Source organism: Pseudomonadota bacterium (genome assembly GCA_039193195.1).
GTDB lineage: Bacteria > Pseudomonadota > Gammaproteobacteria > Steroidobacterales > JBCBZW01 > JBCBZW01.
In genome coordinates, this window is record JBCCWS010000002.1 from 474834 (window position 1) to 486572 (window position 11739).

Annotated in this window: 15 protein-coding genes; 8 read left to right on the plus strand and 7 right to left on the minus strand. The window is 62.5% G+C overall.

Features of this window, described 5'->3' with window-relative positions:
* Nucleotides 1-44: 44 nt before the first annotated feature.
* From dtd to AAGA68_04320, 7 genes are all read left to right on the plus strand, one after another.
* Nucleotides 45-506, plus strand: coding sequence for a D-aminoacyl-tRNA deacylase (dtd, locus tag AAGA68_04290; protein MEM9384255.1), 462 nt, complete (start codon nt 45-47; stop codon nt 504-506).
* Between the two features lie 60 nt (nt 507-566).
* A complete protein-coding gene (gene tatA / locus AAGA68_04295; protein ID MEM9384256.1) occupies nt 567-824 on the plus strand; it encodes a twin-arginine translocase TatA/TatE family subunit in 258 nt (85 codons plus the stop codon).
* A gap of 64 nt (nt 825-888) precedes the next feature.
* Nucleotides 889-1266 carry a Sec-independent protein translocase protein TatB gene (gene tatB, locus AAGA68_04300; protein ID MEM9384257.1) on the plus strand — a complete coding sequence of 126 codons (378 nt, stop codon included), beginning with the start codon at nt 889-891 and terminating at the stop codon, nt 1264-1266.
* Nucleotides 1250-2095: a twin-arginine translocase subunit TatC gene (gene tatC, locus AAGA68_04305; protein ID MEM9384258.1), complete on the plus strand. Its 846-nt coding sequence runs from the start codon at nt 1250-1252 to the stop codon at nt 2093-2095. Before tatB ends, tatC begins: the two co-directional genes overlap by 17 nt.
* An 85-nt stretch (nt 2096-2180) precedes the next feature.
* Entirely contained in the window at nt 2181-3095 is a 915-nt protein-coding gene (locus AAGA68_04310) for a dienelactone hydrolase family protein (protein ID MEM9384259.1), read from the plus strand.
* Between the two features lie 83 nt (nt 3096-3178).
* The gene (locus AAGA68_04315) at nt 3179-3973 is read left to right on the plus strand and encodes an SDR family NAD(P)-dependent oxidoreductase (protein MEM9384260.1); all 795 of its coding nucleotides are present in this window, start codon (nt 3179-3181) and stop codon (nt 3971-3973) included.
* 194 nt (nt 3974-4167) lie between these two features.
* Nucleotides 4168-6183 (plus strand): EAL domain-containing protein, encoded by a 2016-nt coding sequence (locus tag AAGA68_04320; protein ID MEM9384261.1) that lies wholly within the window; start codon nt 4168-4170, stop codon nt 6181-6183.
* Between the two features lie 53 nt (nt 6184-6236).
* On the opposite strand, the gene AAGA68_04325 is transcribed toward AAGA68_04320, so the two are convergent.
* Nucleotides 6237-7736 carry an FMN-binding glutamate synthase family protein gene (locus AAGA68_04325; GenBank protein ID MEM9384262.1) on the minus strand — a complete coding sequence of 500 codons (1500 nt, stop codon included), beginning with the start codon at nt 7734-7736 and terminating at the stop codon, nt 6237-6239.
* Nucleotides 7737-8212: 476 nt separating this feature from the next.
* On the opposite strand from AAGA68_04325, the gene AAGA68_04330 reads away from it, so the two are divergent.
* On the plus strand, nt 8213-9043 hold the full coding sequence (locus AAGA68_04330; GenBank protein ID MEM9384263.1) for an META domain-containing protein: 831 nt from the start codon (nt 8213-8215) through the stop codon (nt 9041-9043).
* Between the two features lie 55 nt (nt 9044-9098).
* Here the strand turns inward: AAGA68_04330 and AAGA68_04335 are convergent, their stop codons facing one another.
* The 6 genes from AAGA68_04335 to AAGA68_04360 all read right to left on the minus strand — a co-directional run.
* Nucleotides 9099-9593, minus strand: coding sequence for a DUF3291 domain-containing protein (locus AAGA68_04335; GenBank protein MEM9384264.1), 495 nt, complete (start codon nt 9591-9593; stop codon nt 9099-9101).
* 15 nt (nt 9594-9608) lie between these two features.
* On the minus strand, nt 9609-10178 hold the full coding sequence (locus AAGA68_04340) for an RDD family protein (protein ID MEM9384265.1): 570 nt from the start codon (nt 10176-10178) through the stop codon (nt 9609-9611).
* A gap of 358 nt (nt 10179-10536) precedes the next feature.
* Complete coding sequence (locus AAGA68_04345) at nt 10537-10908, minus strand: hypothetical protein (GenBank protein MEM9384266.1); 372 nt, start codon at nt 10906-10908, stop codon at nt 10537-10539.
* Between the two features lie 93 nt (nt 10909-11001).
* Nucleotides 11002-11256 carry a hypothetical protein gene (locus tag AAGA68_04350; protein ID MEM9384267.1) on the minus strand — a complete coding sequence of 85 codons (255 nt, stop codon included), beginning with the start codon at nt 11254-11256 and terminating at the stop codon, nt 11002-11004.
* Nucleotides 11253-11600, minus strand: coding sequence for a hypothetical protein (locus tag AAGA68_04355; GenBank protein MEM9384268.1), 348 nt, complete (start codon nt 11598-11600; stop codon nt 11253-11255). The genes AAGA68_04350 and AAGA68_04355 overlap by 4 nt, the downstream gene beginning before the upstream one ends.
* On the minus strand, nt 11600-11739 hold a 140-nt coding region (locus AAGA68_04360; protein ID MEM9384269.1), incomplete at its 5' end, for an IS630 family transposase. The genes AAGA68_04355 and AAGA68_04360, both read right to left, overlap by 1 nt.

The window sequence follows — 11739 nt, forward strand, 5'->3', positions numbered from 1 at the left end:
CGGTGTGATGGCCGACATTGGACCAAAGGGCGGAGAGGATTGCATTGATTGGTCTGCTTCAGCGCGTGAGTTGCGCGGGCGTGGAGATGGCCGGAGCGTGCATCGCTCAGATCGACGCTGGCCTGCTCGTGCTGGTGGGCGTTGAGCGTGGCGATGCAAAGCCACAGGCGGACCGTCTGCTCCAGCGCCTCCTCGGCTACCGGGTATTCGCCGATGACCAAGGACGCATGAACCGAAGCCTCACGCAGCTGGCCGGTGGCCTGTTGCTGGTTCCCCAGTTCACCCTGGCTGCCGACACCACCAGCGGCATGCGAGCGAGCTTCACGTCGGCTGCGCCGCCGGACGAGGGTGAAGCCCTATTTGCGTATCTTGTTGAGCAGGCACGACTTAATCACCAGGGTAGGGTCGCATGCGGCAAGTTTGGTGCGGACATGCAGGTGTCTCTCGTGAATGATGGTCCGGTGACCTTTTCCCTGAGGGTTGTGTCAACTGAGCGTCGCTTTTGAACTGATATACTCCGCGCCTAATCTTCAGACCTGCACTCGTTTCTGGGAGGATCCATGGGAATCGGCGGCATCGGCATCTGGCAGCTTCTCATCGTCCTCGGGATCGTTGTAGTGATCTTTGGGACCGGCAGGCTGCGCACCATTGGCGGTGACCTTGGCGGCGCCCTTAAGGGCTTTCGCAAGGCCATGAGTGAGGACGACGGCGAGGCCGCCGCGAAGAAGGATGCGGAGGTGGCGCCGAAGCTCGAGGCCGACCCGCCGCTCGCGAGCGAAGCGTCCACGCAGGAAGCTGAGAAGCAACCTAGCGAGACCCGCTAAGCTCGCCCGGCGTCGCGCGCGCCGCCTTCCCTAAATCGACTAGCCGCTGACGGTAGAGTCCGCCATGTTCGACGCTGGCCTGTTCGAAATGCTGGTGATCTTCACCCTTGGCTTGCTCGTGCTCGGGCCGGAGCGGCTGCCGAAGGTGGCGCGTTTCGTCGGGCGTTGGGTAGGCCAAGCGCGGCGGGCGGTCACGCGCATGAACAACGAGATCGAACGTGAGCTCGCCCTAGAGGAGATCCGCCGCTTCAAGGAAGAGAGTGAGGCGAAGATGCGCGAGAGCGAGCGGCAGTTTCGCGATGAGCTGAAGTCGGTGGAAGACGCAGTGAAGCCGCCATCGCCCAAGCAGACGACCACGATGGTAACCGGTGACAGCACGCAAGCGGAAGAGTCCTCTGACACCAGTGACAGCGCAGGTGCAGCCGATGTCGCCAAAGGCTGAGGGCGCCAAGACGAGCGGCGAGCAGGCGCCCCGCGATGAGGTTGGGCCGGGGGCTGAGCTAGAGCCTGCCTCCTCGTTGATCTCCCACCTGGTGGAGTTGCGCAATCGCATCCTCTGGGCCGTGATTGCGGTGCTGGTGCTGTTCCTGCCCCTGGCCCCATTCAGCGGCAAGCTGTTCACCCTCCTAGCTCAGCCACTGCTGGTGCACCTGCCCGAGGGGACGAGCATGATCGCCACCCAGGTCGCGTCGCCGTTCCTAACGCCGTTCAAGCTCACCCTGTTCGTCGCCCTATTCCTGGCGATGCCGATGGTGCTGTATCAATTGTGGGCCTTCGTCGCACCGGGCTTGTACAGCCAAGAGCGTCGCTTGGTGATGCCCCTCATGGTGTCGAGCACGCTGCTGTTCTACTCAGGTGTGGCCTTCGCGTACTTCGCGGTCTTCCCGTTGATGTTTGGTTTTTTCAATGCTGTAGCGCCCGAGGGCGTGTCGGTGATGACTGACATCAATGCCTACCTCGACTTCGTCCTCGCCATCTTCTTCGCCTTTGGCCTTGCCTTCGAGGTGCCCGTGGCCACGGTTTTGCTCGTGTCGGTAGGCCTCGTAATGCCTTCGCAGCTAAAGCAGTGGCGCGCCTACGTCTTTGTGGGTGCGTTCGTGATCGGCATGCTGCTGACGCCGCCCGATGTGATCTCCCAGACCCTGCTCGCCGTGCCGATGTACCTCCTGTACGAAGCCGGAATCTTCCTTTCCGGGCGCATGGTGCCGGGCGTGCGCGAGGCGGACGCCATGCGCAACCAAGAAGGCGAAGGCCCTTCCGCCACCTCTTGAGCGGCATCCAGCGCTATGCTGGGACCCTTGAGTGCCGCCAACGCACTTGGAGCGTTGGCATCCATCGCGTCAAAGGAGTGCTGCCATGGCCCGTGCCGCCCAAGATACTGCGACCTTGCCTATTCCCCAAGAGGCCTTTGATTGGTACGACGAGTACGCTCACGGGCTGATGACCCGGCGAGAGTTCATGAGCCGCTTAGCTGCTCTGGCGACCGTGGCCGGTTTGTCTCTGAGTACGCTGACCGCCGCGCTCATGCCCAGCTACGCTCAGGCCGAGCAGGTCTCCTTTAACGACCCTGCGATCTTCGCCACCTATGAGACCTTCTCCTCCCCGCGTGGCCACGGGGAAGGTCGCGGCTATCTGGTCCTCCCCGATACCCTGCGCGAGGCGGGGTCAGCTGCCGCCGTGTTGGTGGTACACGAGAACCGCGGCTTGAACCCCTACATCAAAGACGTAGCTCGCCGGTTGGCGAAGGCCGGGTTCGTCGCGTTCGCCCCCGACGCGCTTTACCCCAAGGGTGGCTATCCCGGAAACGATGATGAGGGACGCACGCTGCAACGGTCCCTCGAGCATCGAAAGATCGAACAAGACTTCATCGCCGCTGCCGGTTGGCTCAAGGCCCACTCCCGGTCGAGCGGCAAGCTTGGTGCGGTCGGGTTCTGCTTTGGCGGCTACATCGTGAACATGCTCGCCGCGGCCATCCCGGAGCAACTCGATGCGGGTGTGCCGTTCTACGGGACCCCTGCCGCTGAGCAGATTCGTGCCCGGGTCAAGGGCCCGCTGATGGTGCAGCTCGCAGGCCTAGACAAGCGGGTGAATGCGACCTGGCCGCCCTACGAGCAAGCGTTGGAAGTCAACGGTGCCGAATACGTGATGCATGAGTACCCGGACGTGAATCATGGATTTCACAACGATTCCACCGGTCGCTACAACGAAGCCGCGGCGGAACTCGCCTGGTCACGTACGCTGGAGTTCTTCGGCGAGCATCTGGCGAGCTGAGTGCCACCTCGAACGGGGCAGTCGACGAGTGAATCCATTCGGTCGCGCGAGCAGGCGGCGAGTGCGTCGGGAGGCGCTTGGCGGTGAGTGAACTGAACAGTGCCGTGGTCTGGATCACCGGCGCATCCTCCGGAATCGGCGAAACCATGGCTAGGCGCTTGACGCACTCGCAGCTGGTGCTCACGGCCCGTCGCACGGATCGCTTGGAGAAGCTGCGCGAAGAGCTTGGGAGCGACCGAGTCATGGTCTGTCCAGGCGACGTACGCAATGATTTATCACCTGTCCTAGCGCCAGCTCTGGAGCGCTTTGGGCGCCTCGACGCGGTGATCGCCAATGCGGGCTTCGGTGTCGTGGGCAAGGTAGCCAAGCTGGCGCCGGAGGATCTGCAGCGCCAGCTGGACGTCAACCTGTTTGGCGTGCTGCGCACGGTGCAGGCGGCGATACCCGCGCTGCAGGCATCGCGGGGTCGCATCGGTATCGTCGGGAGCGTGGCAGGCTACATCTCCTTGCCGGGCACGTCGGCATACTCCATTAGCAAATTCGCTGTGCGCGCCTTGTGTGATTCCCTACGGGCCGAAGTCAAAGGCGATGGGATATCCGTGACCCATCTCGCCCCAGGTTTCGTGGCCAGCGAGATTCGTCGCGTCGACAACGAGGGCACCTTCAACCCGCAGGCAGAGGACAGTGTGCCCACGTGGCTCGTTATGCCTACACCGAAGGCGGCGCAGATCATGTTGCGAGCCGTGGAGACGCGCAAGGCGGAGCAGGTCTTCACCCGCCACGGTCGCAGCAGCGTGTGGTTTGCGCGCCACTTTCCGGGATTGATGCGGATGATGATCATTCGCTCCGGGGCGAAGTCGCGCCGGGCACCGCAGTAGGTGCCACTCATCCGGTTTTTCGCACGTCCTCTAAGGCGAATGCCCTAGAAGTGAAGCGGTGGCTGAGGGGACTGCCCTCGCCAAGCAATTCGGCCCGTTTGCTGCCGCGCCGAACAACATTCTTTTGCCCACAAGGGTCGACGAGTGGGGCACACTTAGCGGGCTTTGGTGGGCTCCAAAGGGCGATGCCGTCGATGGCAAATGATGATCAATTTCGCGTGCTTGACCAGCTACGCCAGCCAGTCTGGGTGTTCGATCCGGACAACCTGCGCGTGCATTGGGCAAACGAGGCGGGCTTAATCATTTGGCAGGCGCAGAGTCTGGAGGAGCTCTCCTCAAGGGATATGGGCGCAGACATGTCGCCCGAAATCGCGACGCGCCTAGAGCAGTATCGGGCCGACCTGCGCGAGGACCCGAGCGCAGTGTTCAACGACGTCTGGACCCTATACCCCAACGGACAGCCGGCCACTTTGCACGTCGTGCACTCGGCCTTTCCCCTCGACGACGGCCGCATGGCCATGCTGGTGGAAGGCCTGCAGGATCACCCGTTGGATGCCGACGGCCTACGCAGCGTCGAAGCGCTGGTGCACACGCCAGTCATGATCACCCTCTACGACCAGGCCGGTGTCGCCATCTACCGAAACCCAGCATCGCGCGCCGCGCTCAAGGACGGTCCGAGCGCCCTCGAGGAGCACTTTTCCTCGCCGGCTGACTACCGCTCGCTGACGCTCGCCCTGCGCAGCACGGGGGTCGGTAATATCACGGCCCAGGTCAATGCCTTCGGCGAAGTACGCTGGCACGACATCTCGGCGCGCCGATGCCACGATCCGATCAGCGGCCAGACCGCCTGGTTGCTCAGCGAAGTGGATGTCAGCAGCCTGAAGAGCGCCGAGCACTGTGCTCAGTTCCTCGCCAACCACGACACCCTGACCCAGCTCCCCAATCGCAACTACGTCAACGAGCGCTTTGGCGAGCGGCTCGCGGAGGTGCGTGAGCGTGGCGAGCAGGGCGCGATCGTGTTCATCGACCTCGACAACTTCAAGGATGTGAACGACTCCCTCGGGCATGCGGCCGGCGATCGCCTGCTCATGGAGACTGCAGACCGCCTCCGCGCCGTCGTGCGCCAGGGTGATCTCATCGCTCGCCTTGGCGGTGATGAGTTTTTGATTTTGGCCTCCGCGCGAGATATTCGCGAGCACCTCAAGGCGCTCTCCGCGCGGGTCACACAAGCCCTATCGGAACCGGTCGTTCTGGACGGTCGCGAGGTGAGCGTAACGCCTACCTTAGGCGTTAGTCTCTTCCCCGATGACGGCGAGGACCTGGAGACGCTCATGCGCCACGCCGATCTTGCCGTGTACGAGGCCAAGGCGCGTGGCCGCAACACGCTGGTGTTTTTCACTCCACAGCTGAGCGCAGTGGTCAACGCCCGCCTCACGCTCGAACGCGACCTCCGGCGCGCCTTCGAGCGGGCTGAGTTCGAGGTGTTCTACCAGCCGAGGGTGCGCCTCAGCGATGGCCAGATCTGTGGCGTCGAGGCACTCGCTCGCTGGCATCATCCCACCCGCGGCCTTGTCGAACCTGATGATTTCGTTAGCACCTGCGAGCGCATGGGATACATCGATGAGTTGGCCCATTTCGTGGTGGAGCGCTCCTTTCAGGCCCAGGCCGAATGGGAGCGAATGGGCTATCAACTGGGACTGTCGCTGAACCTCTCGCCGCTGCAGCTGGGCACCGACCACCTGATCGAAGATCTGTTGGCGCTTGTGAAGCGCTACGACCGCCGTCCGAAGGACATCATGCTCGAGATCACCGAATCGGTGCTGCTCGGTCACGACGCGCCTACGGCCGAGCGCGTAAAGGAGCTTCGTGAGGTTGGCTTCCGCATCGCCATCGACGATTTCGGCACCGGCTACTCAAACCTCGCCTACCTGCACCGCTATCCGCTGGACTGCCTGAAGATCGATCGTTCCTTCATCAACGGCCTTAACGCGGCGCGACCAGTGACCGAGCTGATCGTCTCCATGGCGCAGCTGCTGAAGATGGACATCATCGCCGAAGGTATCGAGACGGCAGCGCAGCTGGATTGGGTGCGCGAGCGGGGATGCTTGGAGTATCAAGGCTTCCTATTCTCTCCGCCGGTGCCGCAGGACGCGTTGGTGGATATTCTCCAGTGCGACGCTGTGCCCTTGGGGCCGCAGGCGGCGCACTAGGGCGCGCCATTCTTGCAGCGCCCTCAACACCCAGTCCCCGAGTCTTCCGAGGCCTACGCAACGCGTTGAGGCTTCTGGCTGACCGGGGGGTACAGCTCATGGAGGGCGCGTGAGCGGCCGTCGTCGCCGATCACCCGGCAATGGTAGCGGCGCAAGCGCCTAGGCTCGCTGACCCCACAGGAGTGGGCGATGATGCCAATCTCCTTGTGGATGGAGTCGGCGTAGCGCTTCACGCGCTCGGCCTTGTCGGTCACGTCGAGGCCAGCTTGCAGGCGCTTATCGTGAGTGGTGATGCCCGTGGGGCAAGTATTGCGGTTGCACTGCAGAGCCTGAATACAGCCAAGGGCGAACATGTAGCCGCGGGCCGAGGCGATGAAGTCCGCGCCCACGCAAATGGCCAGGCCCACCTCGGCCGGGGTGACCAGCTTGCCGCTGGCGACCACGCGCACGCGCGGGCGCAGGCCGTACTCGTCGAGCTTATCAACCACCATCGGTAGGGATTCGCGCAGGGGCAAGCCCATGTAGTCGATCAGGCTCATGGGGGCGGCGCCGGTGCCGCCGTCGGCGCTGTCCACGGTGATGAAATCCGGTGCCGAGCGCTCGCCGCGGCGGGCGATCTCGGCGCACAGATCGTCCAACCAGCCATAGGCGCCGAGCACCATCTTGAAGCCGATGGGCTTACCCGATACCTCGCGGATGTGCTCGATGGCATCGAGTAGTTCCTCCGCCGAGTCGATGTCTGGGTGGCGATTGGGGCTGATCGAGTCATGGCCCTCTGGGATGCCGCGGATGGCAGCGATCTCCGCGTTCACCTTTGCGCCTGGGAGGATGCCGCCCTTGCCAGGCTTGGCGCCCTGACTTAGCTTCAGCTCGAACATCTTTACGGCGGGGTGGGCGGAGATCTCACGCAGCTTGTCGTCGCAAAGGCCGCCCTGGTCGTTGCGCACGCCGTACTTCGCCGTGCCGATCTGGAACACGATGTCTGCGCCGCCCTCAAGGTGGTAGGGGCTCAGGCCGCCTTCCCCGGTGTTCATCCACACCCCGGCCATCTGGGCACCGTGCGATAGAGCGGTCACGGCGGGGCGCGAGATGGCGCCGTAGCTCATGGCTGAGATGTGGAACAAGGCGCGGGTGGTGTAGGGCTGTGCCGCGTGGGGGCCGATGGTGATGGGGCCGATGGGGCTCGCGTCGCGGTCGAGCGTCGGGTAAGGGCAGTTGACGAAGATGGCGGTGCCGGTCGGGCGTAAGTCTCGGGTGGAACCGAACGCCACGGTGTTGTCCGCGCCCTTGGCCGCCCGGTACACCCAAGAGCGCATGGCGCGGTTGAAAGGCAGCTCCTCTCGGTCCATGGCGAAGAAATACTGGCGGAAGAACTCTCCGAGGTGTTCGAAGAGGTAGCGCAGGTGACCGATCACGGGGAAGTTGCGCCGAATGGCGTGTTTGCGCTGGGTGACGTCGAGCACGAACACCACCGCAATGGCCACGATCGCAAGGCCAACAAAGGCCACCAGGAGGGTCGCCATGACATCGAGTGCCGCCAAAATTCCGTTCATCAGCTCAACTCCTCATCGCCGGTCGCGTCATCGACAGGTCCAGTGCGTTCGCCTAGTCTTCGCATCAGCTGGTGTCGAGCACTGTCGCGGACCCCAGCGTCAGTTCTAGCGTCGTCCCCGGTGAGCGAGAGCATCCAACCTGCTCATCATGCCCTGGACTCCATGCACAGAACGTCCAGAGACGATGACTATACTGTCGCTGCGCAGCACCTGTTGGTTACCGCGAGTTCTGTAACACACAGCCGCTATCCTTTTCGGAAGACGGGCGGTGCTTGCCATCGTGTTCAGAGTTTTCGTCGCTGCGCCCTCCCTGTCTCTCCCGCACGCGAGCGGGTAGCCTGGGTGCCGGTCCCGGAGGCGTTCAGGCGATGCTGGTACGTCGCGTTGTACCATGCGCTCGGCGGCGGCGCAGATGAGCAGCGGCTGCGCCACCGCACGATGCACCCCGCAGGCTGGCGGCCTCTAAGGAAATAGAAATGATATCCACGTTGCCGATGCGGCGCTGGTGGGTTGCCGCAGTTACCGTGGCGACCCTAGGCGGCTGCGTCGACTCTGAATCAGGTGTCGATGAGGCTTCGCCCACGGTTACGAGCGGACAAAGCAGTCGCGATGCCTTGGATTGGGCGGGGCGCTACCGCGGCTTGATTCTCGCTGCCGATGGTGAGGCGCTCGACACGGCGATCACCCTGCGTGAGGACGGCACTTACGAATACGCCCTCCAGTTCCTCAAGCCAGAAGACGCACGGTCCGTAGAGATCGGTACCTTCACCTGGTCGCCCGAGGGCGATCGCGTGATGCTTAGAGACGTAGGCGGCGACGGCACCGCCCTGGAGTATCAGGTTGGCGAGAGCGCGCTGTTCCAGCTAAACGGCGCTGGCGTGCGAATCGCCGGTGCCTCGGCCGAGCAATACCGGCTGGCGAAGGGCGTGGTGGATCCACGGATCGAGGGCATCGAGTGGCGCTTAGTGCAGCTTGAGGGCGCCGTCATCGCGATGGAGGGGACGCGCACTATCGACCTGACGTTGGCGGATGGCAGAGCGTTCGGTAGCGCCTACTGCAACCGATTCACGGGTCCCTACGATGTGCTCGCCGGTGAGCACCTGCTGCTCGGCCCGCACTTCGCCGGCACCCGCATGGGCTGTGCGAACGATATGCTGGAGCAGCGGTACCTCAGGATGCTGCCTGCGGTCCGCACCTATCATTTGGAGAACCGAGGTTACCGATTGCAACTCAGCGATAGTTCGGGTCTGGTGCGTGCTGTCTTTGAGCTAAATAAAAAGTTAGTTGATGGATCTAAGTTTCGATAGTTGCAGCGCCTAGGCAAGAAGTGGTGGGTGGCTTACTGCAGTGTGGTCGGCGCCTTCAGAGCGCCGGGCAGGCATCCTCGAAGGCGTCCGTCCCTTGCGTGTCAGAGCCAGGCATCGGGTACGAGCGCTTGAAGGTAAACGCTTCAGCCGTTGGTCCATGAGCGCGCAAGTGGCCTAACTTCTCCTTCGCCTCGACGACCGTAGGGATGTGGTCTGCCTGAATCCACCACATCACCGTCGTGGCCTGCTTGAGTCGACCGAACCACTCCTTCCGGCGCCTCATGATTTCTAGGTGAGCGGTGTGGAAGACGTAGTGATGCAGGGACTCCACGTCCTGCCAGACGGACATGTTCACGATGCAGTTCTCGCCAAAGGGGCGCAGGGCCGTGGCGTCACCGTCGTCCGTTTGCAGGCGCCAGACGAAGCCTGGTGATTGCTCGGCGAGGGCGTTGATGCGCTCGAGATTGCCGACGAAGTCGGCTAGGCGCGGCGAGTCGATCGGCGCGAGCAGCTCGGCGATGTTCAGCTGGGCCAGTACGAAATCACGCATACCGCACGATCATGACTATCTCTTGGGCGCCAAGCGCCTCCGCACAGAGGGCTTTCGACCGACGTAGTTGACGTCCCGCGGCGCCAACTTGTGTCGCTCTGGGGCGCGTGCCGCGCCCTTGAACACCACGACCGATCCGTTTAGCAAATCGTGCAGGGATCGATGTCGTTTAGTGATTACCATCGTGCGGACTGACGGCACTCCCAGCAAGAGCTTGACCGCCCGGCGAGCGATGCCGTTCAAAACGAACAGGCTCTCGCCCGAGCGCTCGCTGACGGCCCGAATGCCGGCGTAGTGGTGCCCTACGCTGCCACCGGTGCGCCAGATCATCAACGGCTCGAACAGCAGCAGCGGTCCGATGAGGATGAGCCAACCCAGCGCGGGAGCATTGATGCCGAGCTTCCCTGGTAGGAAGGCGAGGAAAATCACCAGGATGCTTAGGATCAGCGAATCCGTAAACATCGCCTTGATCCGCAGGAATAGAATTGGGTATGTCATGTGCCGGAGTGTTAAAGAGTGCGTATGTGGGTGCTGAATACGGATATCAGGTGGTGCTCTGATCCACCGGCGACTGTGCTGTCCCATCGGTCTGCAATCATCTCGCGCACACCGTAGACTAGTATCCGCTGACCGTTCAGCGTCCAAGGGGTGGGCGGCGCTTGCTGAGTTCGTGATTCTCCAGGTACGTGCTCGATCAATCCGCTAGGGTCAAAGCCGCACCAGGCGCCGGCAACGGAAGATAGGTTGGCGCGCAGCGCTAAAAGCAGTTCGTTGTAGAGAATTGCCTCAAGTTCGTGCGAGTTGTTCGGCGACGCTGTGCACACCCTTTCGCCATGCCCTCGTAGCGTCCGAGGGTCGGTGTCCAAGAAGAGCATATGGAGCGAATCCCAGACGGGCGTTTGGGTCTCCACATACTGCTCCGAAGCGTGCGTCCTAGCCACCGTTAGGCATGGGTGAGCATGGCCAGTGCCCAGACGAGGCCTGCGACCAGCACTAAGACGCCCCCGGGGACCCAACCGCCGAGGACGAAGCCCAGCACGGCGTTTGCGGCCACGATGACGGCGATCATGCGTAGTACCAGTGAGCGCCCCGACAGGCGCCGCAGCGTGAGCAGCACCACGCTGGCGAGGATGACCATCAAGGCCGAAGGGTAGAGCCACAGTGCTGGCAGCACCCGCTGAAGAAAGTCGGGCAGGTCGCATTTTGCGATAGTGCTCGATGCGTAGAAGAACCCGCTGCCGTGAAGTGCTGCGATGCCGGCGAGCATGGCAGCGGTCAGGAAGGACAGCAGCAGTTGGATCTGCTCACGCTTCATCTCGTCGTCCTCTGTCCCTCAAGGCTCTCCAGAACCTCAGACTAGCTGTACGAGAGGGCCCCTATCTCTGGGCATCTGCAGGGTGGGCGGGGCTCAAGCGTCTTCCCAGACGCCTCGCTGCGCGTAGTTGAAGGACAGCGCGAAGAGCGCGCCTACGAAGAAGCCTGTGCAGCCACCAATGGCAGCCGTTACTGCGGTGATCATTGCCAAGTCGTGAAGCGAGAGCGTTGAATGCTGCGTGAACAGCAACCAGGCGGCGAACGCCCAGACCACGAGACAGAACACGAAGGCCAATAGCGTCCCCAGCAGGGCACCTACCCGTATCGGTGGCAGCCTGGACCGAATCATCTGGTCGTCGCAAGCCGTGAACCCAACACGGCGTTCAGGTAATGAGATGCTGCGGCAATGATGCTCGCGCCGTAGCAAAGCAGCAGAGTGAATCCCACGAAGTTTTCATTGTCGAAAAGCTGACCGATGCGCGCATGGACGACGATGCCGGCCACTGCAGCACCGCAGAGCGTCGACGCAAGCAACATGACGATGAAGACTCCTGCCCGTGGCCAAACACCCGCTAGGAAAGTGAATAGCCAAATTGGAAAAAACAAGAAAATCAACAAGATCATGGGCGTGAAAACGTCCTCTGACGCGTGTTGCGGCGGGCTTGCCGAGGCCAACACGTAGAAAAACAGCACTAGTGTCCTGTAACAGCTGATTCAGTAGCGATTCGGCGCGTTGGGTCGAAGTACTTCCACTTCACGGTCTTTGGCGACTTGTTGTACTGGCGTACGTAGCGCATGAGCTTACGCTTCAGATCAGTCACCGAGGTAAAAA